This is a genomic window from Meiothermus sp. (assembly GCF_025060375.1).
GTDB lineage: Bacteria > Deinococcota > Deinococci > Deinococcales > Thermaceae > Meiothermus.
Genome location: NZ_JANXCG010000093.1, coordinates 17,329 through 41,213, shown reverse-complemented (window position 1 = coordinate 41,213; position 23,885 = coordinate 17,329). Strand labels below are relative to the sequence as shown.

General features: G+C 65.4%; 24 protein-coding genes. 16 read left to right on the top strand and 8 right to left on the bottom strand.

Translation table 11 applies throughout. The annotated features are described in order from the left end of the window. Window position 1: 1 nt before the first annotated feature. The 8 genes from mtnN to cimA all read left to right on the top strand — a co-directional run bounded on the left by mtnN (window position 2) and on the right by cimA (window position 8,959). Window positions 2–682, top strand: a complete 681-nt coding sequence (gene mtnN, locus NZ849_RS11475) for a 5'-methylthioadenosine/S-adenosylhomocysteine nucleosidase (protein WP_295407591.1) — start codon at window positions 2–4, stop codon at window positions 680–682. Between the two features lie 16 nt (window positions 683–698). Next, the gene (locus NZ849_RS11470) at window positions 699–1,067 is read left to right on the top strand and encodes a LysR family transcriptional regulator (protein WP_295407589.1); all 369 of its coding nucleotides are present in this window, start codon (window positions 699–701) and stop codon (window positions 1,065–1,067) included. An 82-nt stretch (window positions 1,068–1,149) separates the two neighbouring features. After that, on the top strand, window positions 1,150–2,073 hold the full coding sequence (locus NZ849_RS11465; RefSeq protein WP_295407586.1) for a peptidylprolyl isomerase: 924 nt from the start codon (window positions 1,150–1,152) through the stop codon (window positions 2,071–2,073). Between the two features lie 264 nt (window positions 2,074–2,337). Then, window positions 2,338–4,023, top strand: a complete 1,686-nt coding sequence (gene ilvB, locus NZ849_RS11460; protein WP_295407583.1) for a biosynthetic-type acetolactate synthase large subunit — start codon at window positions 2,338–2,340, stop codon at window positions 4,021–4,023. A gap of 24 nt (window positions 4,024–4,047) precedes the next feature. Continuing rightward, on the top strand, window positions 4,048–4,557 hold the full coding sequence (ilvN, locus tag NZ849_RS11455) for an acetolactate synthase small subunit (protein ID WP_295407578.1): 510 nt from the start codon (window positions 4,048–4,050) through the stop codon (window positions 4,555–4,557). A gap of 38 nt (window positions 4,558–4,595) precedes the next feature. Further along, window positions 4,596–5,615, top strand: a complete 1,020-nt coding sequence (gene ilvC / locus NZ849_RS11450; protein ID WP_295407576.1) for a ketol-acid reductoisomerase — start codon at window positions 4,596–4,598, stop codon at window positions 5,613–5,615. Window positions 5,616–5,630: 15 nt separating this feature from the next. Then, window positions 5,631–7,190 (top strand): 2-isopropylmalate synthase, encoded by a 1,560-nt coding sequence (locus NZ849_RS11445; RefSeq protein WP_295407573.1) that lies wholly within the window; start codon window positions 5,631–5,633, stop codon window positions 7,188–7,190. Window positions 7,191–7,372: 182 nt separating this feature from the next. Then, the gene (cimA, locus tag NZ849_RS11440) at window positions 7,373–8,959 is read left to right on the top strand and encodes a citramalate synthase (RefSeq protein WP_295407570.1); all 1,587 of its coding nucleotides are present in this window, start codon (window positions 7,373–7,375) and stop codon (window positions 8,957–8,959) included. Window positions 8,960–8,979: 20 nt separating this feature from the next. Here the strand turns inward: cimA and NZ849_RS11435 are convergent, their stop codons facing one another. Genes NZ849_RS11435 through NZ849_RS11415 form a run of 5 tightly spaced genes read right to left on the bottom strand, consistent with a single transcriptional unit; the run spans window position 8,980 to window position 12,266 of the window. Beyond that, window positions 8,980–9,468 (bottom strand): isoprenylcysteine carboxylmethyltransferase family protein, encoded by a 489-nt coding sequence (locus NZ849_RS11435; protein ID WP_295407567.1) that lies wholly within the window; start codon window positions 9,466–9,468, stop codon window positions 8,980–8,982. 14 nt (window positions 9,469–9,482) lie between these two features. After that, window positions 9,483–10,526, bottom strand: a complete 1,044-nt coding sequence (locus tag NZ849_RS11430) for a 3-oxoacyl-[acyl-carrier-protein] synthase III C-terminal domain-containing protein (RefSeq protein ID WP_295407564.1) — start codon at window positions 10,524–10,526, stop codon at window positions 9,483–9,485. Continuing rightward, complete coding sequence (locus NZ849_RS11425) at window positions 10,527–11,309, bottom strand: nitroreductase family protein (RefSeq protein WP_295407561.1); 783 nt, start codon at window positions 11,307–11,309, stop codon at window positions 10,527–10,529. Between the two features lie 2 nt (window positions 11,310–11,311). Then, the gene (locus tag NZ849_RS11420) at window positions 11,312–11,593 is read right to left on the bottom strand and encodes a hypothetical protein (RefSeq protein WP_295407558.1); all 282 of its coding nucleotides are present in this window, start codon (window positions 11,591–11,593) and stop codon (window positions 11,312–11,314) included. Between the two features lie 25 nt (window positions 11,594–11,618). Then, window positions 11,619–12,266, bottom strand: a complete 648-nt coding sequence (locus tag NZ849_RS11415; protein WP_295407555.1) for an ABC transporter ATP-binding protein — start codon at window positions 12,264–12,266, stop codon at window positions 11,619–11,621. 30 nt (window positions 12,267–12,296) lie between these two features. Here NZ849_RS11415 and NZ849_RS11410 point away from each other — a divergent pair, with 30 nt between their 5' ends. From NZ849_RS11410 to pdxS, 7 genes are read left to right on the top strand one after another with little or no spacing between them, the layout of a single operon-like run. Beyond that, window positions 12,297–12,974, top strand: a complete 678-nt coding sequence (locus NZ849_RS11410; RefSeq protein WP_295407552.1) for a Crp/Fnr family transcriptional regulator — start codon at window positions 12,297–12,299, stop codon at window positions 12,972–12,974. 12 nt (window positions 12,975–12,986) lie between these two features. Next, complete coding sequence (locus NZ849_RS11405) at window positions 12,987–13,721, top strand: 2-phosphosulfolactate phosphatase (RefSeq protein ID WP_295407549.1); 735 nt, start codon at window positions 12,987–12,989, stop codon at window positions 13,719–13,721. A gap of 15 nt (window positions 13,722–13,736) precedes the next feature. After that, entirely contained in the window at window positions 13,737–14,633 is an 897-nt protein-coding gene (rocF, locus tag NZ849_RS11400) for an arginase (protein ID WP_295407546.1), read from the top strand. 46 nt (window positions 14,634–14,679) lie between these two features. Further along, window positions 14,680–15,789: a phosphoglucomutase/phosphomannomutase family protein gene (locus NZ849_RS11395; RefSeq protein ID WP_295407544.1), complete on the top strand. Its 1,110-nt coding sequence runs from the start codon at window positions 14,680–14,682 to the stop codon at window positions 15,787–15,789. A gap of 13 nt (window positions 15,790–15,802) precedes the next feature. Continuing rightward, window positions 15,803–16,513, top strand: coding sequence for a glycosyltransferase (locus tag NZ849_RS11390; RefSeq protein ID WP_295407541.1), 711 nt, complete (start codon window positions 15,803–15,805; stop codon window positions 16,511–16,513). A gap of 14 nt (window positions 16,514–16,527) precedes the next feature. Then, on the top strand, window positions 16,528–17,673 hold the full coding sequence (locus NZ849_RS11385; protein ID WP_295407537.1) for a polysaccharide deacetylase family protein: 1,146 nt from the start codon (window positions 16,528–16,530) through the stop codon (window positions 17,671–17,673). A 44-nt stretch (window positions 17,674–17,717) separates the two neighbouring features. Next, window positions 17,718–18,599, top strand: a complete 882-nt coding sequence (gene pdxS / locus NZ849_RS11380; RefSeq protein ID WP_295407535.1) for a pyridoxal 5'-phosphate synthase lyase subunit PdxS — start codon at window positions 17,718–17,720, stop codon at window positions 18,597–18,599. Here the strand turns inward: pdxS and NZ849_RS11375 are convergent. Genes NZ849_RS11375 through hisA form a run of 3 tightly spaced genes read right to left on the bottom strand, consistent with a single transcriptional unit; the run spans window position 18,583 to window position 21,581 of the window. Beyond that, window positions 18,583–20,559 carry a DHH family phosphoesterase gene (locus tag NZ849_RS11375; protein WP_295407532.1) on the bottom strand — a complete coding sequence of 659 codons (1,977 nt, stop codon included), beginning with the start codon at window positions 20,557–20,559 and terminating at the stop codon, window positions 18,583–18,585. The genes pdxS and NZ849_RS11375 overlap by 17 nt on opposite strands. After that, window positions 20,556–20,870, bottom strand: a complete 315-nt coding sequence (locus NZ849_RS11370; protein ID WP_295407530.1) for a LapA family protein — start codon at window positions 20,868–20,870, stop codon at window positions 20,556–20,558. Before NZ849_RS11370 ends, NZ849_RS11375 begins: the two co-directional genes overlap by 4 nt. 9 nt (window positions 20,871–20,879) lie before the next feature. Further along, window positions 20,880–21,581, bottom strand: coding sequence for a 1-(5-phosphoribosyl)-5-[(5-phosphoribosylamino)methylideneamino]imidazole-4-carboxamide isomerase (gene hisA / locus NZ849_RS11365; protein ID WP_295407527.1), 702 nt, complete (start codon window positions 21,579–21,581; stop codon window positions 20,880–20,882). 71 nt (window positions 21,582–21,652) lie between these two features. On the opposite strand from hisA, the gene NZ849_RS11360 reads away from it, so the two are divergent. Beyond that, on the top strand, window positions 21,653–23,761 hold the full coding sequence (locus tag NZ849_RS11360) for an ATP-dependent helicase (protein ID WP_295407524.1): 2,109 nt from the start codon (window positions 21,653–21,655) through the stop codon (window positions 23,759–23,761). Window positions 23,762–23,885: the final 124 nt, after the last annotated feature.

The following is a 23,885-nucleotide window of genomic DNA, read 5'->3' as shown; positions in this document are numbered from 1 at the left end:
CATGCTCGTGGTGATCTTCGCCGCTGAGGGGGCTGAGGCCTCGGCCCTCCGCCAGCACCTGGGGCTAAACCAGCTCCTGGATGGCCCTTGGAGCATCCATCAAGGGGAGGTGGGGCGCTACGGGGTGGTGCTCATCGAGACCGGGGTGGGAAAAGCTGCTGCGGCCGCCGCGGTGGCCTACGCCAAGCTCCGCTTCAATCCCGCCCAGTCCTTCTGGGTGGGGGTGGCGGGTGGCCTCAACCCCAGCCTCAAGCCCTTGGACCTGGTGGTGGCTCAGGACGCGGTGCAGTACGACGTGGATATCACCGCTTTTGGTCGGATGCCGGGTGAGCTGGCTACCGGCGAGCGGTTCATCCCCGCTGACCCGGTCCTCACCTCCAGGGTTCTTCGGGCTGTTTTGTCCATGGGCCTACCGGTTCTTCTGGGGCGCATCGGAAGCGCCGACCGGTTTTTGGCCGACCAAGCACAAGCAGAGGAGGTGCGCCGGGTCTTTGGGGCCGATGCGGTGGAGATGGAGGGGGCAGCCGCTTTGTGGACTGCCCGGCGCATGGGCGTACCGATGGCGCTTCTACGGGCCATCACCGACTTTGCAGACGGCGGCTCGGCAGGGGGATTTGAGGCTTTTTTGAGAAGCGCTGCTGAGCGGCTTGCGGGTGTGATGCAGAGGGTGCTGAGTGAGTAGGGTTTGATGAGGGGTTATGCGGATTAGGGCTAAATTCTGGCTCGAGTCGGACCAGGGGGGGTTTTTGCTGGGGCCCGGTACCCTGCGGTTGCTGCTGGCTGTGGAGGAGCGGGGTAGTTTGAAGGCGGGGGCCCGGGCCGTCCGCTTGGGTTACCGGACCGCTTGGGCCCGGCTCAATCGCGCCGAGAAGGCCCTGGGCTTCCCTCTGGTGGAGCGGCGCTCGGGGGGGGAAGGGGGTGGTGGCAGTACCCTTACGCCTGAGGCTTTGGAGCTGGTAGAGCGGTACCGGCGCTTTGTGGAGGGTTTGGAGGAGGAGCTGGAAGTTCGCTTCAGGGAGGTTTTTGGCGACTGGACCGCGAAGGTGCCCGTAGAGGCGGCTAAATAGCCCTAGGGAAGAAAACGTGCTAGCATGGCCCGGCAAGCGGCTCCATAGCCGGTTTCGGCGGGTGGGACTGCGGGAGGTGGGGATGTTCAGGAGCGCTGTGGTGTTGTTCTGGTTTTGGCTGGGCCTGGCGATGGCCCAAGGCGGGCCGGTGGTGGCGGTGGTCGGGCCGACCGTTATCACCAAAGGGCAGTTTGACCTGCAGTTTGGCCTTTTTGTGCGGGACTTGTTGCGCCGGCAAGGCCAGCCCTACACCCCTGAAGCGGAGGGCCTCTTCGTTCAGCTCAGGCCCCTCTACCTAAGGCGGATGGCCCAGGACCGGGCGGTGATCCTGGCCGCTGAGCAGGCAGGGCTTGCGGCCCGGGAAGAGGCCGTGCGCAGGGCTGTTGAGGAGAGCCAGGCTGAGTTTGAGAGCGAAGCCGAGTTTGCCCAGGCCTTGGAGGAGGCGGGGGTACCAGGCCTGGAGACCTACCGCGCCTTGGTCTATGAGGTGTTGACCTATGAGGCCTACCTCGAGCACCTTGGGGCTCGCCTGCAGTTCAGCGAGGGGGCGCTTAGGGCGCTTTACCTGCTCTCCAAATCCCGCTTTGAGCTGCCCCGGCGCTACTGCTCAGCCCATATTCTTCTGAAGACCGCGCAGGAGGCCCGCCGGGTTATCCAGCGCCTGGCCCAGGGGGAGAACTTCGCGGATTTGGCCAAGGAGCTCTCCCAAGACCCCGGGAGCCGGGCGGTAGGGGGTAGCCTGGGCTGCGAGCCTCGAGGAACCTACGTGGCCCCCTTCGAGCGGGCCCTCCTGGGCCTGAAACCGGGGGAGGTTACCAAGACCCCGGTGCAGACGGAGTACGGGTTTCACGTAATCCAGCTCTTGCGGGTGGAACCCCCCGGGCTTCAGCCTTTTGCGGAGGCTCGAGGTAGCCTGCTTACTTCCCTGAGGGATCAGGCCCTGCAAAGCCTGCTTACCAGCGTCGTTCAGCGGACCCCCATTCGGCTTTTCCCGGAAAACCTCTAGTCCCCCTGCGGAAAGCTCCGCCCCTACCGATCGGCGCATCTCGAAGGGCTGGGACCCGCTGGAAGGGCAATGGGTCCGCCCTGGGTGTTGACACGGTATACCAATACACCGTAGACTCTAGCCCAAGATGCTCTTCGCTTACCTATCCCTAGCGGTAGTCGGCCTAGTGATTATTAGGCCGGCGGGGGATACGGTTTAGCGCAGCCAGCAAGCGCATCCTGAAGCCCCCCGAGCCCCGGGGGGCAGCTTTTTGGGGGAGGGATCATGAACGGAGCCAAAGCCATACTGAAGGCCTTAGAGATGCAGGGGGTGGAGATCATCTTTGGGCACCCTGGGGGCACCATCATGCCGACCTACGATGCCCTGTACGACTCGCCCATCCGCCACGTGTTGGTGCGCCACGAACAGGGCGGGATTCACGCTGCCACTGGCTACGCCCGGGCTTCGGGACGGGTGGGGGTGGTCATGGCCACTTCGGGTCCCGGGGCTCTAAACCTGGTCACTGGGCTGCAAGACGCTCTGATGGACTCTACCCCGGTGGTGGCGATTACCGGCAATGTGCCGCAGCACTTGATTGGCACCGATGCTTTCCAGGAGGCCGATGTGGTGGGCATTACCCAGCCCGTTACCAAGCACAATATGCAGGTGCGAAACGTCAACGATATCCCCCGGGCTATAGCCGAGGCTTTCTACATCGCCTCTACAGGCCGCCCCGGCCCGGTGCTCCTGGACTTCCCCAAGGACGTGCAGCTGGCTGAGTTCACCGGTAGTTTTGATGTGAAGATAGACCTGCCCGGTTACAAGCCCACCTACAAGGGGCACCCGCGCCAGATTGAGCGGGCCTTGGAGGCCCTGAGCCGCGCGGAGAGGCCGGTGCTGATGATCGGTGGGGGCGCCCAGCATGCCTCCGCTGAGGTTACCGAGCTGGCCCTCAAGACCGGGCTACCGGTGATCCCCACCCTGATGGGTTTGGGGGCTTTCCCTGGAACCCATCCGCAGTGCCTGGGTATGCCCGGGATGCACGGCTCGGTGGCGGCCAACCGGGCCATCCAGTACGCCGATACCATTCTGGCCATCGGGCTTCGCTTTGACGACCGGGTAACCGGGAAGATTTCCCGCTTCGCGCCAAACGCCCACACCGTGATCCACGTGGACATAGACCCTGCGGAAATTGGAAAGCTGGTCAAGACCTCGATTCCGGTGGTGGGGGATGCCAAGTGGGTGGCGGCTGAGCTGGTCAAGGGGGCCAAGCGGCTTAACCTCAGCAAGTGGTGGGCCCAGCTCGAGGAGTGGAAGAGCAAATACCCCTTCGCCTGGAAGCCCAAGCCCTACCTGCAGAGCCAGGAGGTCATCCAGGCCTTCTGGGAGGCTACGGGGGGCCGGGCCATCGTGACCTCCGGGGTGGGCCAGCACCAGATGTTCGTGGCGCAGTTTTTCAAGTTTGACCGCCCGCGTACCTGGATTAACTCCGGGGGCCTGGGCACCATGGGGGTGGGCCTGCCCTTCGCCATCGGGGCGGCCTTGGCGCGGCCGGATGAGCTGGTCATTGACTTTGACGGCGACGGCAGCTTCCAGATGACCCTGCAGGAGCTGGCCACCCTCAAGAAGCTCAACCTCAACGTTAAGATCGTCATCCTCAACAACGGTTTCCTAGGCATGGTGCGCCAGTGGCAGGACCTCTTCCACGCCCGGCGCTACAGCGAGGTCTACCTGGCCGACTCCAACCCCGACTTTGCCAAGCTGGCTGAGGCCTACGGGATTCCTGGTTTTACCTTGACCGACAAGGCCCAGCTGCAGGAGGCGGTCAGAGAGGTGCTGACCCAGCCCGGCCCGGTGCTCTTGGAGGCCCGGGTGCACCACGAGGAAGGGGTCTTCCCCATGATCCCTTCGGGTGGGGCCGCCGAGGATATGATCATCGAGAACCCCAGAGAGGCGGTGGCCGGGGACTAACCCCAGGGTCGAGGAGGTTTTGGTATGCGGCATCTGGTCTCGGTTTTGGTGCAGGATCACCCAGGCGTTTTACAGCGGGTGGCCGGCTTGCTCGCCCGGCGTGGGTTCAACATAGAGTCGCTAGCGGTGGGGCGCACCCATCAGGAGGGCCTCTCGCGTATATCCCTAGTGGTTTCAGGGGACGATGCGGTTTTAGAGCAGGTGGAGAAGCAGCTCAACCGCCTCATAGAGGTTATCAAGGTCACGGACCACGCCGAGCCCCACGTTGAGCGCGAGCTGGCCCTGGTCAAGGTGAATATCGCCGGGATGGAGGAGCGCATGGAGGTCAAGGACATCGCCGAAGCTTTCCGTGCGCGCATCGTGGATGTGGCCAAACGCTCCATCATCTTTGAGCTCACGGGCGACTCCACCAAGGTGAGCAATTTCATCGAGGCCCTGCGGCCTTACGGGCTTTTAGAGGTCATGCGCACCGGCGCTGTGGGGATGTCTCGCGGGGAACAGGTGCTCAAAGTACGGGAGAAAAAGGCGGTCTAAGGTGGGCTTGGCCCACCTTTTGTTGTGAGGGGTGGAAGATGAAGATCTATTACGACCAGGATGCGGATATTGGCTTTATCAAGGAGAAGACGGTAGCGATCTTGGGCTTTGGCTCCCAGGGGCATGCCCACGCCCTGAACCTGCGCGACTCGGGGGTAAAGGTGGTGGTGGGCCTGCGGCCGGGGAGCCGCAATGAGGAGAAGGCTCGTCGGGCGGGGCTCGAGGTGCTCCCCGTGGCTGAAGCGGTGCGGCGGGCTGACGTGGTGATGGTGCTCCTGCCGGATGAAACCCAGGGGGCGGTGTACCGGGCGGAGATAGAACCCAACCTCAAGGAAGGGGCGGCCTTGGCCTTTGCCCACGGCTTCAACATCCACTTCGGCCAGATTAAGCCCCGCCGTGACCTCGATGTCTGGATGGTGGCCCCCAAGGGCCCGGGCCACCTGGTGCGCTCGGAGTACGAGAAGGGCTCGGGGGTGCCCTCGCTGGTGGCCGTCCATCAGGATGCGTCGGGTTCAGCCTTCCCTACGGCGCTGGCCTACGCCAAGGCTAACGGCGGCACCCGCGCAGGGGTGATCGCCACCACCTTCAAAGACGAGACCGAGACCGACCTCTTCGGCGAGCAGACCGTGCTGTGCGGTGGGCTGACCCAGCTCATCGCGGCGGGCTTTGAGACCCTGGTGGAGGCGGGCTACCCCCCCGAGATGGCCTACTTCGAGTGCCTGCACGAGGTCAAGCTGATCGTGGATCTCATCTACGAGTCGGGCTTTGCCGGGATGCGCTACAGCATCTCCAACACCGCGGAGTACGGCGACTACACCCGAGGCCCCATGGTGATTGACCGGGAGGAGACCAAGGCTCGCATGCGGGAGGTGTTGCGGCAGATTCAGCAAGGGGAGTTTGCCCGGGAGTGGATGTTGGAGAACCTGGTAGGCCAGCCCACCCTGGAGGCGGGCCGCCGGTACTGGAAGGATCACCCCATCGAGCAGGTAGGCCCCAGGCTCAGGGCCATGATGCCTTTTCTCAAAGCGCGCTTCTCCAAGGAAGAGGTCAGCGGTTGAGGTAGGGGAGGTTTCATGCGGCACATCCGAATTTTTGACACCACCTTGCGGGACGGTGAGCAAAGCCCTGGGGTAGCCCTCTCGCTCCAGCAAAAGCTGGAGATTGCCCAGGGGCTGGCCCGGCTTAATGTGGACATCATTGAGGCGGGCTTTCCGGTCAACGGGGCCAGCGAGTTTGAGTGCGTGTCCCGCATTGCTGCTGAGGTCAAAGGCCCGGTGATCTGTGCTTTGGCCCGCACCCACAAGCTCGACATCGAACGGGCCGCGGCGGCCTTGGAGAAGGCCGAGAAGAGGCGGATTCACGTGTTCACCAGCGCCTCCAGGGTGCACCTGGAGTACATGCTCAGGAAGACCCCTGAGGAGATTCTGGAGATCTCCGACGCCATGGTGCGCTACGCCCGCCAGTTCACCGACGATGTTGAATTTAGCGCGCAGGATGTGATGCGGGCGGACATAGACTTCGTTTTGAAACTTTACGACACCGCCATCAACGCTGGGGCTACCACCATCAACATCCCCGATACCACTGGGTATGGGACCCCACAGGAGTACGGAGCCCTCATCCGGCGCATCAAGGAGGAGGTGGTGCGGGGGCGGGATGTGCACATCTCGGCCCACTGCCATGACGACTTGGGCCTGGCCACGGCCAACGCTCTGGCCGCAGTGGAGAATGGGGCTACCCAGATTGAGTGCACCATCAACGGCATCGGCGAGCGGGCCGGGAACACCAGCTTGGAGGAGGTGGTGATGGCGCTGTACGTGCGGCGCGACCACTACCAGGCCTACACCCAGATCAACACCCGGGAGCTCTACCGCATGAGCCGGATGGTGGAGCGCTACACCGGGATGGTGGTGCCGCCCAACAAGGCCATTGTGGGGGACAACGCCTTTGCCCACGAGTCAGGCATCCACCAAGACGGCGTCATAAAGAACAAGGAGACCTACGAGATTATGAACGCCGAGCTGGTGGGTCGTCAGCCAGCGGTGTTGGTCCTGGGCAAGCACTCTGGCCGGGCAGCGGTTAAAAAAGCCCTGGCCGACCTGGGTTACAAGCTGGACGACGCCCAGCTCAATGCGGTGTTTGCCCGCTTCCGGGAGATTGTGGAGCGCAAGGGTCCCATTGAGGCAGAGGAGTTGCGGGCCCTGGTGGAAAGCGAGTCGGTGACCACCCCTCATCTTTTCCGCCTGGAGCGGCTTCAGTTCTTCTCCGGCTATGGGATGCTGCCCACCGCTACGGTGAGCCTGGAGACGCCCAAGGGCCTCGTGACCACCACCGCAATTGGCGATGGCCCGGTGGACGCGGTGTACAAGGCGCTCTCGGAGGCTATCGGCTTCAAGCCGGAGCTCGAGCTCTACCGGGTGGAGGCGGTCACCGGCACCACCGAGGCGCTGGGCGAGGTGACGGTCAAGCTCAAGCTGGGTGAGGTGCTTGCCACCGGCCATGGCGTGTCCCCCGACATCATCGAGGCCTCGGCCCGGGCCTACCTGGATGCGGCCAACAAGCTGGCCACCGGCCAGTCGGCACGGCACCCGAGGTCGCTAGAAGAGGTGCAGCGCTCGGGGCTGGGGAAGTAGGGTTGGCCCCCGGGTGCCTGAGGTTCGGCGAATGCACCCTCGCGGCGGACTTCCCGCGCTCCCGGAGGCCCTGACGGGCGATATGGCCAGCTTTTCAGCGCCGACGCGGGGACCGGAGGGCTGTGGCTGAAGACCCTGTAGCGGCCATCTTTGTGGTTGGTCTGATTTTGAGGGGGTAGGGCTTGATTGAGATTCTGGATACCACCCTGCGCGACGGCACCCAAGGTGAGGCGGTGAGCCTTTCCTCGGACGACAAGGTTGCTATTGCCAAGCGGTTGGCGGCCTTTGGGATTCCCCTCATTGAGGGCGGCTGGCCTGGTTCTAACCCCAAGGATGCGGAGTTCTTTGCCCGCATGAAGGGGGTAGACCTGGGGGAGACCCAGCTTTGCGCCTTTGGCTCTACCCGGCGCAAGGGGCTGCGGCCCGAGGAAGACCCCTCAGTGGTGGCCATGGTGGAGGCGGGTACCCCGGTGGTTACGGTGGTGGCCAAGAGCTGGGACTTCCACGTGCTTCACGCGCTGGAGGTCTCCTTGGAGGAAAACCTCCGCATGATCGAGGAGACCTACCGCTACCTGGTAGAGAAGGGAAAGCGGGTAATTCACGACGCCGAGCACTTCTTCGATGGCTACAAGGCCAACCGGGCCTACGCGATGGAGACGCTGGAGGCCGCGGTGCGGGGAGGGGCCGACACGCTTTGCCTATGCGATACCAACGGGGGTAGCCTTCCGGAGGAGGTCTACGAGATCACCAAGGCTGTGCGCGAGGCCTTCCCTGGGCTGACCATTGGCATCCACCCTCACAACGACGCCGAGCTGGCGGTGGCCAATGCCCTGGCTGCGGTGCGGGCTGGGGCGACCCATGTGCAAGGCACCATCAACGGCTATGGGGAGCGCTGCGGAAATCTGAACCTGACCAGCGCAATTCCCAACCTGATGCTCAAGTACGGCCTCGAGCTGAAGGGGCTCAGCAGGGCTAAGCTGACCCAGCTTCGCGAGGTTTCCCACTTTGTGGACGAGCGGGCCAACCTGACCCCCAATCTCCGGGCCCCCTATGTGGGGGATGCGGCCTTCGCCCACAAGGGAGGTATTCACGTCTCAGCGGTGCTCAAGGACCCCCGCACCTACGAGCATATCCCGCCCGAGGTGGTGGGGAATACCCGGCGGGTCTTGGTATCCGACCTTTCGGGCCGAAGCAACCTGCTGGCCAAGCTGGCCGAGGTAGGGGTGGAGGTGCCCAAGGAGGCCGCGGGGGCGCTTTTGAGCGAGGTGAAGCAGCTCGAGCACGCCGGGTATGCCTTTGAGGGGGCCGAGGCCAGCTTCTACCTGTTGGCCCATCGCTTGCGGGGGGGCGTGATGCCCTTTAGTGTGGAGGGCTTTACGGTCTTCGTGCACGTGGCCGACGCCGACCCCGAGACCCCCACCTGGGCTGAGGCTACCGTGCGGGTGCGGGTGGGGGACACGCTGCAGCACACCGCGGCCGAGAGCCAGTACGGCCCGGTCTCCGCCCTGGACAAGGCTTTCCGTAAGGCGATTGAGCCCTTTTACCCGGAGATTGGGGAGATTGAGCTGTCGGACTACAAGGTGCGCATCCTCTCGGGCCAGGAGGCGGGAACGGCCTCGGGGGTGCGGGTGATGATTGAGATGCGCCGGGGGGGGGAGCGCTGGAGCACCGTGGGGGCCAGCAAGAACAACCTGGAGGCCTCCCTCAAGGCCCTCACCGATGGGTATGCCTACCCTTTGGTGAAGGACCAGCCCGTCTTCAAGGGTTGAGGGGCCCGCCGGGGCTGGGCCTACTCTTGGTAGCCTCGCAGGGCTGCTTCCTCGGCGGGGATGCGTACCCTCAGGAGCAGCCAGGCGTTGAGCAGGCTGGTTACCAAGGCGGTAATCCAGGCGTTGAAGATGAGCGGCAGGGCCACGAGCTCGAGGGAGACCGCCAGGTAGTTTGGGTGGCGCAGGTAGCGGTAGGGTCCTTCCTGGATCCGCCTTCCCCCAGGGACAATGAGAATACGGGTGTTCCAGTAGGGCCCCAGGGTGGCAATGGCCCAGTAGCGCAGCCCCTGGGCCAGCAGGAAGACCGCCAGCCAGAGCCCCCACAGGCCGGAGGGCTGGCCCCGCCACAGGCCCTCCAGGACCCAGCCCATCAGCCAGCCCAGGTGTAAGGCGAAGAAGAGGGGATAGTGCCCCTGCCCGTACTCCTTGGCCCCTCGAGCCAGGGCCCATCGGCGGTTGCGCTCGGCCAGCCATAGCTCGGTGAGCCGCTGCAGGGCCACGAAGCCCACCGCCAGCCAGAGGGTTACCAGAGGAGCACCACCCCCTCAGCGGCAAACCCCGGGCCCAAGGCGAGCAGCACCCCAGGGCCAGGCGGGGGTGCCCCGCGCATCTGTTCGGCCAGGACGAAGAGTACGGTGGGGCTTGACATGTTGCCGAATTCCCTGAGCACCGCCCAGGCCACCTCCAGGCTCCCGGCGTCTATCCCCAGACCCTCCTGGTAGGCCTGGAGCACCTTGGCACCCCCAGGGTGCAGCGTCCAGGCCCCGATTTCCTCCGGGGATAACCCGTGCTGGGCTAGCCCTTCCCGGACCAGGGCGGGCAGGTGGTTTCGCACCAGGGCCGGTATGCTCCTTGAAAAGCGCACCTTGAGGCCCTCCTCCACCACATCCCAGCCCATCACATCGTAGCTTTGGGGCATTAGCTGGCTGAAGCCCCCCAGAACCCGGGGTCCAGGGCCTTCCCCCATCCCCAGCAGGACCGCAGCCGCCCCGTCGGCGAAGAGGCTGGTGGCCACCAGGTTGCTCTTGCTCAGGTCGCCCTGCAGGAAGGTCAGGCTGCAAAGCTCCACCGCCAGCAGCAGCACGGGCCGGTTGGGGTAGAGCCGGGCCAGGTCAGCGGCCCGGGCCAGCCCTGCGGCTCCTCCGGCGCAGCCCAGGCCCCACAGGGGTAGCCGCAGAGCCCCCAGGGGAAGGCCGAGCCGCTGGAGTAGGTGGGCTTCTAGGCTGGGGGTGGCGATGCCGGTGGTGGTGACAAGCACCACCGCCCCCACCTCCTGGGGAGGAACCTGGGCTTTGGCAAGGGCTTCTTTGGCCGCCCTCTCACAAAGCCCAAGCGCTACCTCAAACCAGACCTGGTTTTTCTCAGCAAAGCTCCGGGTCTGCCTGAACCAGTTCAGGGGGGCCGACAGGTGGCGCTTGACAATCCCGGTATTTTCGAAAACCGCCAGCATCCGCTCCAGGCCCACCATCGGGGAGAACAGCGCCTCCACCGCCTGCCGCACCTCAGCCTGGGTCACCGCGTGGGGGGGTGCGGCGGTGGCTACGGCCAGGACGCGTGGGAGGTCCATCTAGTCCTCCTCAGGGGTGCTGCAGGAGTCCCGGAAGACGAACTGGGATAGGCGCTTGCGCTGGTGGGACTGCCAGTCTATGCGGGGTCTCGGGGGCTCCGGGGGTAGGTAGCCCAGGCGGTACAGGGCCATGAGCTCGAGGTTCTCTGGCACCTCCAGCAGCTGCTTGACCTCCTCCCAGGCCTCGGGCACCTCCATGGGCGTGGAGATGAACTGGATGCCCATGCCCAGCTCGACCGTGGTCAGCCAGATGTTTTCAATGGCCATTCCAAGGGCCAGCAGGCTGTAGAAGCCGGACAGCTCCCCGGGCCGATACTCCTCCTTGTCCAGAAGGGCCGCCAGCAGGAGGGGGGAGCCTGCCACCAGCCTCCGGTTGTCCTCCCCCAGGATTTCGGGAACCCGCAACAGCCGCAGCAACCTGGTGGCCCAAGGGCGCATGGCCTGGCGGGTGAACGGGCGCAGGAGCGAGGGCAGATGGTCAATTAGGATGCCGTCCCGCCTTTCCTCCATCTCCTTTTGGCTGAAGCGGAAGTAGCGGCGGTAGCGCTCAAAAAAGCGGCCATCGGCGATGAGCTGCCGCATGGTGCGCCCCCCAATCTCGGCGATCTGCTCCCGCTTGGCCGGGTCTTCGATGAGGACAAAGCGCCAGGGTTGGGAGTTGAAGTGGCTGGGGGCCCGGCTGGCCGCCTCCATCAGGAGGCGCTGGTGTTCCTTGGCCACGGGCCTATCCAGAAAGGGGCCGTTGGTGGTTTTGCGTTTGTTTAGGACTTCCAGGAACTCCATAACTACCCCCAGGCCGCGAGCAGGTACCCCACCAGGCCCACCGCCGCCAGGGTGGGGTGGAGCCAGGTATGGGGCCGGGCTTTGGGAAAGACGCCCAAGCAGGCTACGGTCAGCAGAAGCCAGGGTTCGCGGGCCAGAAGCAGCGCCGCCGCTGCGCTGACGAAAACCCCCAGGTAGAGCAGGTGGTGCCACACACCAAAGCGGCCCAGGCCGAGCTGGGCCAAGAGGCCTACCATCAGGTTGGCCAGGTAGAGGGCTAGGCCCAAGGAGAGCCAGGGGGACATCGATCTCAGGTTAGCAGAGATCCCCTCAACCTAGGCGAATCTCCGGCAGGCCCGCCACCAGGTGCTCATCGTGGGTGGCCAGAAGGAGGGCGGTGCCAAGCTCTTGGGACAGCGAGAGCATCAGCGCCATCACCCTTTCCGCGTTGCGCCGGTCGAGGCTGCCGGTGGGCTCGTCGGCTAGGAGGACCTTAGGCCGATTGTAGAGGGCTCGAGCCAGCGCCACCCGCTGGCGTTCCCCTCCGGATAGCGCTTTGGGCAGCAGGTGAGCCCGCTCTCCGAGGCCCACCCGCTCTAACAGCTCCAGGCCCCAGCCGATGTCCACGCGGTCCGCCAGGTAGCCCGGCACCAGCACGTTTTCCAGCGCGGTAAGCTCAGGCTGTAGGTAGTGGTGCTGGAAAACCAGGCCAATGGTGTGAAGGCGCCGCTGGGCTAGCTTTTCCTCGCCTTCCTGGCGGATGCTCCTGCCTTCCCAGCGCACATCGCCCACCTGAATCCTCAAAAGCCCGGCCAGAAGGTGCAACAAGGTGGTCTTGCCGCTTCCGGAGGGCCCCAGCACCACCCGCGCCTGGGCCCTTTGCAGGGTGAAGCTCAGCCCCCAAAAGAGCTCCACCTCGCCGTAGCGAAAACCCAGCTCCAGCGCCTCCAAAACCGGGGTGTTACCCGCTATTGGCAAACCGTTACGCACCCTTGTAGAGTGTACCTGATGTTGGTGGACACCCAGGTGCTGGCCAAGACCCCTCTATTTCACAAAGTGCCGCCGCAAGCCCTCGAGGTTGCCCGCGAGGCCTTTGTGACCCGCAACTACCCGGCCGGGAAGAAGGTGTTTGAGGCTGGGGATGTGGGGGCCGCGCTCTACATTGTGCAAAGCGGCCAGGTGCGCATCTACCGGACCTACCTGGATGGCCGGGAGCGGATGTTCGCCTACCTGGGTCCGGGGGAGGTCTTCGGTGAGATGAGCCTGCTGGACGACCAACCCCGCAGTGCCTCGGCCGAGACCACGGTGGATTCGGTGCTTCTGGTGCTGTACCAGGACGCCTACTGGAGCCTGGTGCGCAAGTGGCCGGAGATTCTGCACAACCTGGCCACCATTCTCGCCCGTCGGCTCCGCGAGGCCGACCTCGAGCTGGAGGTCCTCTCCTTTGAGGAAGCCCGGGGCCGGGTGGCCTATGCCCTCACCAAGCTGCGCAAACAGCGCTATGGGGACGGAACCCGGATGAAGCTCACCCACCAGGAACTGGCCCAGCTTTCCGGTACCAGCCGCGAGACGGTGACCCGGGTGCTGCACGCCCTGCGGGAGGAGCAGCTGGTTCGGGTGGGTCCTGGGTACGTGGAAATCCTGGACCCTGCGGGCTTGGAAGAGGTACTCTTCGGCCTTCGCTAGCCTGGGGACCCTATGCGATTGCGGGTGGACTTGCTTCCCCAGGAGAACTTGAGCTACATAGACGTGGTCCTGGTGGTGGACGTGATTCGTGCGACCACCACGGCCTCGGCCTTTCTGGAGGCTGGGGCTCGAGCCCTCTACCTTACCCCAAGCCTGGAGAGCGCTCGAGCCTTCCGCGACGAGGACGTGGTGCTGGCAGGGGAGGAGGGGGGCGTGAGGCCTGCGGGCTTTGATTACGGCAACTCCCCCCGCGAGGCCCAGCAGGCCCCGGTGGGCGGCAAAATCGTGGTGATGAGCACCACCAATGGCACCCGCACCGCCCACCTGGCAGCCCGAAGCGCCAAGCATGTGCTTCTGGCCTCCCTGTACAATGCCCACGCCGCGGCTCGGTTGGCCCATCAGCTCGCCACGGAGGAGGTGGCCGTGCTTTGCGCAGGCAAGGAGGGGCGCATCGGCCTTGACGACGTGTACACCGCCGGTGTGCTGGCCGAGTACCTGCAGATCATGGGCTCATACGAGCTGGAGGATGGGGCCCTCATCGCCCTCACCACCCGCCGCACCTACCCCGACCCCCTGGAGCCCCTGCACCTCTCTGCCGCGGCCGCGGCCTTGCGCCAGGTGGGTCTGGAGGCTGATGTTCCCTTTTGCGCCCAGGTGGCTGCCTCCCCTGCGGTGGGGATGTTGGTGGGCCGGGTAGGAGAAGCCCTCATCTTTGAGCGTGCCCAGCGCCCGGGCAACAGCGGCTAGGTAGAGCCGTCGGTTATGAGGCGGGTCGCCATCCTGGGGGTGCCGATGGACCTCGGCCAAGGCCGCCGAGGGGTGGACATGGGCCCTAGCGCCATCCGCTACGGCCGTCTTCAGGAAACCCTGGAGGCCCTAGGCCACCGGGTGGAGGACTACGGCGATGTCCGGGTGCCGGTGGTGGAAAGCCTGCGCCGGCAGGGCCAAGGGCCGGGAGGGATGGCCTACCTCGAAGCCATTCGTGCGGCCTGCTTGGAGACCCTGGAGGTGCTGCGCCAGATGCCCCCGGAGGTTCTACCGGTGGTGCTGGGCGGCGACCACTCCATTGCCATGGGTTCGGTGGTGGGGGCTAGCCGGGGCGAGCGCGTGGGGGTTATTTGGGTGGACGCCCACGCCGACTTCAACACCCCCGAGACCAGTCCCAGCGGCAACATCCACGGCATGCCTCTGGCCCACCTCTGCGGCCTCGGCGATGCCCGTTTGGTCAACCTGGGGGGTCAGGGACCGGCGGTGCGGCCTGAGGATGTGGTGCTGATTGGGGTGCGGAGCCTGGATAGGGGAGAGGTGGGCCTGCTGCGGGAACGGGGGGTGACGGTCTACACCATGAAGGAGGTGGACGTGCTGGGAATACCCGCCATCGCCCAAGCGGTGGTCGCCAAGATGCGCGGGCTTCCCAGGGTTCACCTATCCCTCGATGCGGATGCGCTCGACCCAGAGATAGCCCCGGGTGTGGGCACCCCGGTTCCCGGAGGCCTTACCTATCGGGAGGCCCACCTGCTGATGGAGCTCTTCTCCGATGCCAACCTGGTGACGAGCCTGGACCTGGTGGAGGTCAATCCCATCCTGGATGTGGCCAACCGCACCGGCCGGACCATGGTAGAGCTGGCCGGTAGCCTTCTTGGGAAGCGGATTTTCTGATTGGTTGGCCCGTGCCGCCCCGCTCAGTCGTTATAGTGGGGCAGGTATGGCGGAGATTCGGATGGACAGCGAGGGTTGGCAGGCGGTCATCGCTGAGGCTTTTACCTTTGAGAATGCGGCCCGGCTTGCCCGGGCCTATGCGGCCTACCTGCTCGAGCAGGGGGGGCGGAGGGTGGTGGTGGGCTACGATACCCGTTTCCTGAGCCCCCGTTTTGCTGAGCGGGTGGCTGGGGTGCTCTCGGCAGAAGGCCTGGAGGTGTACCTAGCCAAGACCTCTCTGCCTGCTCCGGTCCTCTCCTTTGCGGTTCGGCACCTGGAGGCCGATGGAGGGGTGATGGTTACGGGAGGGGGCCGGCCTGCTGAGTACCTGGGCCTGGCCTTCAGGGACCGGGAGGGGGCTTCCCTTGCTCCCGAGGCTCTGGCCGTTGTGGGGGAGCGGGTTCAGCCGACTGCTTTGGAGAGGGAGGGGACCTACCAGACCTTTGACCTGCGGCGGCCCTACTACCAGGCCCTGCTGGCCCATCTTGACCGGGAATCTTTGGGAGCCTACGAGGGGGTGCTCTACCACGAGAGCCTGGGCGGGGCTACTGGAGGGTGGGTTTCGGGCTTCGTCAAGGAGGCTGGTCTTCGGCTCGAGCTGCGCGAGTTGCACGCAGTTCCTGACGTGCTTTTCTACGGTGTGGTGCCCGTCCCTGAGGCCAAGAGCCTCTTCACCGCGACCACCTTGCTTCGGGCCGAGCAGGATCCCACCTTTGCGGTGGTCCACGATGGGGATGGGAGCCGGCTGGGGGTGGTTCTGGCGGGAGGGCGGCTTCTCTCGGCAGAGGAGGTTTTTGCCCTGTTGCTCTACCACCTGCATCAGAAAGGCTTGCGCGGGCGGGTGGTCTCTGGCTTTGGCGAAGGGGGGGTGCTGGGCCGGTTGGCGGGCCGCTTGGGCCTGGAGTTTGAGACTGCCTCCAGCCCCACCGAGGTGCTTCGGGCAAGGGGGGCGCTTTTGGCGGGGGAGCCCTCAGGGCGGTTCTGCTTTGGCCCCCATCTGCCCCAGAGCGACGGCCTGCTGGCCGGGCTTTTGCTCCTAGAGATGGTGGCCCAAAGCGGGCGGAGCCTGGGCCAGCAGCTTGAGGAAATGGGCCTGTCGGCAAGCCCCAGAGGGTAGAATAGGGCCCGGCATGAACCCCAGTGTGAGCGTAGTGGTGCCTGCCCGCAACGAGGAGGACTACATCGGCCCCTGCCTGGAGTCCATCCTCGCCCAAGAGCCCGGCCCCGATGAGGTCATTGTGGTGGATAACGGCTCCACCGACCGCACCGCCGAGATAGCTCGGAGTTTTGGGGTGCGGGTGGTCTATCAGCCCCAGCCGGGCCTGCACATTGCCCGTCAGACCGGGCTCGAGGCCGCCAGCAGTGAGGTGGTGGCCGCCACCGACGCCGACTGCCGGGTAGAGCCCGGCTGGGTGGCTGCCATTCGGGAAGCCTTTTGCGACCCCCAGGTGGTGGAGACCTACGGGCCTCTGGAGTTTTACGATGCGCCCCTTTTTGACCGCTTGCTTTCCCGCTACGGCTACCCTCTCTTCCTGGCCCTCATGGATCGGTTGGGCCAGCCCAACGCTGCAGGGGGGAACCACGCGGTGCGTCGCCAGGTAGCCCTGGAGGTGGGCGGCTACGACGTGCCCTTCGGTGAGGACATGCGCCTTATGCAGAAACTCAGGCAAAGGGGCAGGATTGTCTACACCCCTAAGGCCCGGGTCCTTACCTCAGGGCGCAGGCTCAAGCGGGGGCGGTGGAAGATGTACGGCGTTCACCTGAGGAACATCTGGGCCCGTCTGCGTGGGCTACCGCAGGACTATGGTCCGGACTACTACGCAGACCGGGAGCGCCGGTAAGGCCGGGAGGCTGGATGGAGCTCCTGCTTTTGGGTTTCTTGCTGCTGGCCCTGTACGTGGGGGCCGATGTGCTTCACCGCTGGATGGGGGTGGGGGCCATCGCTTGGGGCGACCGCAGCCGCCCCCAGCTGGCCCTTACCTTTGACGATGGGCCGGGGCCCCACACCGAGGCCATTTTGGAACGGCTCCGGCATCACGGCGTGAAGGCCACCTTCTTCGTTCTGGGGTCCCAGGTTAGGGCGTACCCCGAGCTGCTGGAGAGAATCAGGGCTGAAGGGCACCAGGTGGAGTCGCACGGGGAGGTGCACCGCCCGGCCTTCTGGCTCCTGCCTTGGCAGGAAGCCCGTCAGGTTCGAGCGGTTCCGGGCCGCTATTACCGCCCACCCCACGGCATCCACACCCCCTTTACCCGCTTCCTGGCCCGCCGAGCTGGAAAGAGTGTGGCCCTTTGGGATGTGGAGTCGCGTGACTGGACATCGGCAGACCCCAAGGCCCTGGCCGAGCGGGTGCTGGTCTGGGTGCGGCCGGGTTCGGTGGTGCTCCTCCACGACAACGAGCGTTTCCCCCAGACTCTGGCTGTCCTGGACGAAATCCTGCCCCGCCTGAAGGAGCTCGGCTACCAGATGGTCCGGCTTGACGAGTTGGGGGCCCGTCCCTTGACCTGGCGCGAGGGGTTGATGCGGGCCAGCCAGGGGGGGCACGAGCGCTACTTTCGCAAGAACAGGGTTATGCGGCTGGGGTTGGGTCCCTTTGATTACCTGGCGGTGAGCCCCTGTGCCTTCCCGGGGCCCAGCCAGCCGGGGCTTCGCAGGGGTGAGCCCAGCCTCGAGGTGCACCTTGACTCGGTGCGCACCCCGGCCATGACCCAGATGCAGCTTCTGCGTGAGGGTCGGCGGGGTTTTACCCTGCTTGCGGAGTACCTAGAGCAAAGGCCGGAAATCCGCGGGGTTTGGGGAATATCCCAAGCGGCCACCGCGCTGCGGGTGTTTGGTTTCCACCTGGCCCCAGTCACGCCCTGGCAACGCCTGGTTTACGGCACCGCCAGCACGTGGTTTTTGTGGCTTTACCGGGGTGAGCGGCCCAAACGGGGCGTGCCCATTGCCCAGCTGGCCTACAGCCCTCGCGAGGAGTTTCTGGCCCGTTGGAAGCGCCCCCCCTAGGAAGCCCAGGCAAAAAGGCGTATCCTGTTCCCCTGGAGGAAAGGATGGAGAGAGGAACCCTGCGGGTCAAAACTGGGTTTGCGGAGATGTTCAAGGGGGGCGTGATCATGGATGTGGTCAACGCCCAGCAGGCCGAGATTGCCCAAGAAGCTGGTGCGGTGGCAGTGATGGCGCTGGAGCGCGTTCCCGCCGATATCCGTGCCCAAGGGGGCGTGGCCCGCATGTCCGACCCCAAGCTCATCAAGGAAATCATGTCGGCGGTTTCCATCCCGGTAATGGCCAAGTGTCGGATCGGCCACTTTGTGGAGGCCCAGATACTGGAGGCCATAGGGGTGGACTTCATCGATGAGTCGGAGGTGCTCACCCCCGCCGACGATGCCTACCACATCGACAAGCACGCCTTCAGGGTGCCCTTTGTGTGTGGGGCCACCGACATTGGCGAAGCTCTGCGGCGCATTGGTGAGGGGGCGGCCATGATCCGTACCAAGGGCGAGGCCGGCACCGGAAACGTGGTGGAGGCGGTACGCCACGCCCGCAAGGTGCTGGGGGGTATCCGCCAGATTCAGGCCACCCCCCGGGAGGAGCTCATGACCCTGGCCAAGAGCCTGGGAGCCCCGTACGAGCTGGTTCTCTGGGTCCACGAGAACGGCCGCCTGCCGGTGGTGAACTTTGCCGCTGGAGGGGTGGCTACCCCAGCCGATGCCGCCCTTATGATGCAGCTTGGCATGGATGGGGTTTTTGTGGGCTCGGGCATTTTCAAGTCGGGGGATCCCCGCAAGCGGGCCAGGGCCATCGTGCGGGCGGTGGCCCATTACAACAACCCTGAGGTGCTGGCCGAGGTTTCCGAGGACCTAGGTGAGCCTATGGTGGGCATCAACCTGGACTTCCTCACCGAGGAGGAGCGGCTGGCTAAGCGGGGCTGGTAGGCACCCCGCCGCTCCTGGTGCTGACCAGGGCCTGCCAGTAGCGCTCTAGGCTCTCGCTCAGCAAAGCGGCGGAGCCGGCCCGGTAGGCCGCGGCGACCCGCTGCCCAAAGGCCCTGACCAAGCGGTCGGGGTGGTTTTCCAGGGCGCTTTGGGCCTTTTCGGTGAGAACGACGCGCACCTGGGGGGGGCGGGCCGGGGCCTCAGGGAGGCTGAACCAGTAGGTGGCCTGGTCGGCCGGCACCACCTGGAGCCCTCGCTTGCTGAACCACGAGGCCCCCTGGGGATGGACGTACACCCGGGCCTTTTCCCTTAGGGCCCGCTCGAGCCCCTCCCGCAGGGGAACCGGGACTGCCCAGACCTCTCCCAGGGATGCTTCGGGGGAGGCCGGCCGGTAGGCCGCGGCCCGGAGCTCCAGGTTCTCCTCCCCGTTCCACCGGTTGAGGACCAGCTCAGCGGCGAGCTCCAGGGGGTCCGGCAGTTCCTGGCAGCTGTCGCGCCACTTGACCACCCTCAGGCCCCCCAGGCGGAAGGAGAGGTGGCGGCCTTCCCCCAGAAGGCGCACCCCCTCTGGGCGGCCCCGCAGGTAGAAAAGGGGCTTGGGGTTTCCCTCCCCGGTAGGCTCGAGGAGGGCTACGGCCCGGTGCAGCGCGGCCAGGTCCTCGCCGTCCAGCCAGCCGTCCAGTTCGACCTCCTGCACAGGGGTAGGAAAACGGCCCACATACTCCTGTATGGAGCGTTCAAACGCGGGGATCTGGTCCTCCTCAATGGCGAAGCCCGCTGCCTGGGCGTGCCCGCCAAACCGCTTGAGGTGGGCCTGGGCGTGGCGCAGGGCCCCCACTGCGCTGATGCCCGGGGTGGAGCGAACCGAGCCCTTGCCCTGGGCGATGATAAAGACCGGTTTGTAGTGCCGTTCCAGCAGCCGGCTGGCCACAATGCCCATCACCCCGGGGTGCCCTGTGGGGTCGTGGACGACCAGGGCTGGGAGGCTGGGGTTGAGGTGAGCCTCGATGCGCCTTAGCATCTCCTCCTCGATGCGCTGCCTTTGGGCGTTGAAGCGGGAGAGGGCCTCGGCTAGGGAAGGGGCCTGAAGGGGGTCCTCGGTGGTGAGCAGCTCGAGGGCCACCCCGGCCTGGCCGAGCCTCGAGGCGGCGTTGATGCGAGGGGCGATGCGGAAGGCCACCTCTTCGGCGGTGTACTCCTGGCAGTGCGCGGAGGCCAGCTCGCGCAGGCCCAGGTGCGCGGAGTCCCTGAGGCGGCGCAGCCCCTCTTGGACCAGCGCTCGGTTGAAGCCCTGCAGCGAGGCTACGTCGGCTATGGTGCCGATGGCCGCCAAATCGGCGAACTCTAAGGGAGGTGCCTGCCCCAGGCTCTGGTAGACCTGCCACAGCAGCAAGAAAGCCACCCCCGCCCCCGTAGGGTGGGCCCCCTCGAGGTCTGGGGTGAGGGCAGGGTGGACGACCAGGCCTGGGGGTGGGTTGGGGCCGGGGGAGTGATGGTCGGTGACCAGCACGGAGACCCCGTTTTCCACCAGCTCCTTGAGCTCGGCGTGGTTGGTAATCCCGCAGTCTACGGTGATGAAGAGCTCGCAGGCCTCCAGGTGCTCGGGGATTCGCTCCATCAGGACGCCATACCCCTCCTCCAGCCGGTGGGGAATGAAGGGATGGACGTTGGCGCCCAGCCGCCTGAGCCCCTTGATGAGGATGGCCGTGCCGGTGAGCCCGTCGGCGTCGTAGTCGCCGTGTATCCGGATGCGCTCGCCCTTCCTCAGGGCCGTGATTACCCGCTGGGCTGCCTCCTCGAGGCCCCTTAGGGGCAGGAGCCTGAGCGGAGGGGTAAGGTCTTCCTTTCGCCGGAAGCCCCGATTCCAGAGCACCGCCGCGGCCAGCGGGGGAATTTCCAGCCCCTCCACCAGGGGGCGGAGGTGCTCTGGGGGGGGCCAGGGGCGAAACCTCCAGTTCATTGCCCAGACCGGTCGGGAATGACGGGGATTTCCTCAGGGTGCTGCCTCTTTAGGGCTTGGAGTTCCTCCCGCACCTGCTTGAGCTCCCGGCTACGCCGGTAGAGGGCGGTCTGGGCGTTCACCCAGCCCGAGAGCACGTAAAGCCCCATGACCAGTAACCCCAGGCTAAACGAGGCCAGCACCAGGAGGGCCACATGCACCGGGCCCCAGGGGGTTCCCAGGAGGAGGTTGGGCTCGAGCACGTACAGCCCCCAGGTGAAGGCCACCACCCCCAGCACAACGGCGAAGGCCAGACTGCTCAGCAGCTTCATACCGGAAGTTTACACCCAGCGGCCCAGCTCAACCCGGCCCTCGTAGAGGGCCTTGCCCACAATAGCCCCCTCCACCCCCAGGGTCTTCAGTGCCCTCAGGTCTTCCTCCCCGGCAATGCCCCCGCCAGCGATTAGGAAGCCCGGCCAGGCCGCGCGCACCTGGGCGATGGTTGCTAGGTCCAGGCCTTGCAGGGTGCCATCCCGACGCACATCGGTGTAGACCAGGGTGCGTACCCCCATGGCCCACATCCTTTGGCAGGCCTCCAGCACGCTAAGGTTGGTGGTCTCAGCCCAGCCGGAGACCACCACCGCCAGCCCCCGCGCGTCCAGGCTTACCGCGATTCGCTCGGGACCTAGCTCGGTCAGCATTGCCTCCAGCACCTCTGGGGCCTTCACCGCCACGGTACCCACCACCACCCGGCTGGCCCCCAGGCCCAGGATTTCCCGCGCTGCCTCCAGGCTGCGCACCCCACCCCCCACCTGGAAGGGCACCGAGACCCGCTTTGCGATGGCCTTCAGCGCCGGGCGGTTTTCCCCCCGGCCAGTAGCTGCGTCCAGGTCTACCAGGTGCAGCGCCCGTGCCCCCTGGCCCTGCCAGTGGAGGGCAGCCTCCACCGGGTTTTCAAAGTAGACGGTTTGCCGCTCGGGGTCGCCCTCGTACAACCGGACCGCCCGGCCAGCTTGAATGTCCACGGCAGGAATTACCAGCACCAGCGGATTCTACCATCCCGGGAGGGGCCTATTTGACAGGGCCACGGTAGGGTAGACTTCTAACCGCGTTTATGTCCGACCTCCTATCCTCCCTCAACCCGGCCCAGCAGGAGGCTGTGAAGCACTTTGAAGGACCGGCCCTGGTGGTGGCAGGGGCGGGTTCGGGGAAGACGCGCACGGTGGTTCACCGGATTGCCTACCTGATGCGCGAGCGCCGGGTCTACCCCAGCGAGATACTGGCTGTGACCTTTACCAACAAGGCCGCGGGTGAGATGAAGGAGCGGCTGGTGCGGATGGTGGGGCCACAGGCCAAAGAGCTTTGGGTAGCCACCTTTCACGCTGCCGCGGTGCGGATTCTCCGGGTGTATGGGGAGTATGTGGGCCTCAGGCCAGGCTTCGTTATTTTCGATGAGGACGACCAGAACGCCCTCTTAAAGGAGGTGCTCAAGGAGCTTGGGCTGGAGGCCAGGCCGGGGCCGTTTAGGGCCATGCTGGACCGGATCAAGAACCGCGGAGAGGAGCTTTCGGCCTTCCTTAGGGAGGCGCCGGACTACATTGGAGGGGTGCCCAAGGAAGTGGCCGCCGAGGTCTACCGCAGGTACCAGGAGGCCCTGAAGGTCCAGGGGGCGGTAGACTTCAACGACCTGTTGCTGCTTGCCATCAAGCTGTTTGAGGACCATCCCGAGGTTTTGCACAAGGTGCAGCAGCGGGCCCGCTTCATCCACGTGGACGAGTACCAGGACACCAACCCAGTCCAGTACCGCCTGACCCGGCTGTTGGCCGGGGAAAAGCCCAACCTGATGGTGGTGGGGGACCCTGACCAGAGCATTTACGGCTTTCGAGCAGCGGACATCCACAACATCCTTCGCTTCACCCAGGACTACCCGGAGGCGCGGGTGATCCGCCTGGAGGAGAACTACCGCTCGAGCCGCCCCATCCTTCAGGTGGCCAACGCGGTGATTGAGAAAAACGCCTTGCGTTTGGAGAAGGTCCTGCGCCCCACCAAGGAGGGGGGTGAGCCGGTGCGGTTGTACCGGGCCCCCAATGCCCGCGAAGAGGCGGCCTTTGTGGCCCGCGAGGTTGTCCGGCTGGGCGGCTACCAGGGTATTGCGGTGCTCTACCGTACCAACGCCCAGTCGCGCCTTTTGGAAGAACACCTGCGGCGGGCAGGGGTACCGGTGCGGTTGGTGGGGGCGGTGGGTTTTTTTGAGCGGCGCGAGGTCAAAGACCTGCTGGCCTACGCCCGGGTGGCGGTCAACCCTGCGGATGGGATTAACCTCCGCCGCATTGTCAACACGCCCCCCCGCGGCATAGGGGCCAGCACGGTGAGCAGGCTGGTGGATTATGCCCAGAAGGCTGGCCTCAGCCTTTACGAGGCCCTTTGCGCCGCCCAGCAAGTGCTGAGCCGGCCCCAGCCGGTGCAGGCCTTTGTCGGGCTTCTGCAGGAGCTGATGGAGTCGGCCTTTGAGAGCGGCCCAGTGGCCTTTTTCCAGCGGGTTCTAGAGGCTACCGGTTTTCGTGAGGCTCTGCGGGAGGAGCCCGACGGGGAGGACCGGCTGCAAAACGTGGAGGAGTTGCTCCGGGCGGCGCGCGACTGGGAGGAGGAGGAGGGGGGGAGCCTGGCCGACTTTTTGGACGCGGTGGCCCTTACCGCTAGGGCCGAAGAGCCTCAGGGCGAGGCTCCTGCCGAGGCGGTGACGCTTATGACCCTGCACAACGCCAAGGGGCTCGAGTTTCCCACCGTGTTCCTGGTCGGCCTAGAGGAAAACCTCCTTCCCCACCGCAACAGCCTGAGCCGGCTGGAGGACCTAGAGGAGGAACGTCGGCTTTTTTATGTAGGCATTACCAGGGCTCAGGAGCGGCTCTACCTCTCCTATGCTGAGGAGCGAGAGGTCTACGGGAAACGGGAGTACACGCGTCCGAGCCGATTCCTAGAGGATATTCCTCGGGAGCTTTTGCAGGAGGTGGGGGCTTTTGGTGAGACCTCAGCCGCTCCATCCCGTCTTCCCAAGCCCGAGAAGCCTGCCCAGGGGTTTAGAGGGGGTGAAAAGGTGCGCCACCCCAAGTTTGGTCAGGGCACCGTGGTGGCGGCCATGGGGGAGGAGGTGACGGTGATGTTTCCCGAGGTTGGCCTGAAGCGGCTGGCCCTGAGGTTTGCTGGGCTCGAGCGGCTCGAGTGAACCGCGCGGCCGGTGCTTGACCCCCAACCCGTCAACCAGGGATGTTCATATGAGCGGGCCTCGCCTCTGGGGGTTGATATACTGGGCCCGGATTGCAGACTGCGGGGTAGCGGTAGGTGTCCAG

Coding starts and splice junctions, on each gene's coding strand:
- mtnN (WP_295407591.1), top strand. CDS start 2: ATGCTCGTGGTGATCTTCGCCGCTGAGGGGGCTGAGGCCTCGGCCCTC.
- NZ849_RS11470 (WP_295407589.1), top strand. CDS start 699: ATGCGGATTAGGGCTAAATTCTGGCTCGAGTCGGACCAGGGGGGGTTT.
- NZ849_RS11465 (WP_295407586.1), top strand. CDS start 1,150: ATGTTCAGGAGCGCTGTGGTGTTGTTCTGGTTTTGGCTGGGCCTGGCG.
- ilvB (WP_295407583.1), top strand. CDS start 2,338: ATGAACGGAGCCAAAGCCATACTGAAGGCCTTAGAGATGCAGGGGGTG.
- ilvN (WP_295407578.1), top strand. CDS start 4,048: ATGCGGCATCTGGTCTCGGTTTTGGTGCAGGATCACCCAGGCGTTTTA.
- ilvC (WP_295407576.1), top strand. CDS start 4,596: ATGAAGATCTATTACGACCAGGATGCGGATATTGGCTTTATCAAGGAG.
- NZ849_RS11445 (WP_295407573.1), top strand. CDS start 5,631: ATGCGGCACATCCGAATTTTTGACACCACCTTGCGGGACGGTGAGCAA.
- NZ849_RS11430 (WP_295407564.1), bottom strand. CDS start 10,526: ATGGACCTCCCACGCGTCCTGGCCGTAGCCACCGCCGCACCCCCCCAC.
- NZ849_RS11425 (WP_295407561.1), bottom strand. CDS start 11,309: ATGGAGTTCCTGGAAGTCCTAAACAAACGCAAAACCACCAACGGCCCC.
- NZ849_RS11420 (WP_295407558.1), bottom strand. CDS start 11,593: ATGTCCCCCTGGCTCTCCTTGGGCCTAGCCCTCTACCTGGCCAACCTG.
- NZ849_RS11410 (WP_295407552.1), top strand. CDS start 12,297: ATGTTGGTGGACACCCAGGTGCTGGCCAAGACCCCTCTATTTCACAAA.
- NZ849_RS11405 (WP_295407549.1), top strand. CDS start 12,987: ATGCGATTGCGGGTGGACTTGCTTCCCCAGGAGAACTTGAGCTACATA.
- rocF (WP_295407546.1), top strand. CDS start 13,737: ATGAGGCGGGTCGCCATCCTGGGGGTGCCGATGGACCTCGGCCAAGGC.
- NZ849_RS11395 (WP_295407544.1), top strand. CDS start 14,680: ATGGCGGAGATTCGGATGGACAGCGAGGGTTGGCAGGCGGTCATCGCT.
- NZ849_RS11390 (WP_295407541.1), top strand. CDS start 15,803: ATGAACCCCAGTGTGAGCGTAGTGGTGCCTGCCCGCAACGAGGAGGAC.
- NZ849_RS11385 (WP_295407537.1), top strand. CDS start 16,528: ATGGAGCTCCTGCTTTTGGGTTTCTTGCTGCTGGCCCTGTACGTGGGG.
- pdxS (WP_295407535.1), top strand. CDS start 17,718: ATGGAGAGAGGAACCCTGCGGGTCAAAACTGGGTTTGCGGAGATGTTC.
- NZ849_RS11375 (WP_295407532.1), bottom strand. CDS start 20,559: ATGAACTGGAGGTTTCGCCCCTGGCCCCCCCCAGAGCACCTCCGCCCC.
- NZ849_RS11370 (WP_295407530.1), bottom strand. CDS start 20,870: ATGAAGCTGCTGAGCAGTCTGGCCTTCGCCGTTGTGCTGGGGGTGGTG.
- NZ849_RS11360 (WP_295407524.1), top strand. CDS start 21,653: ATGTCCGACCTCCTATCCTCCCTCAACCCGGCCCAGCAGGAGGCTGTG.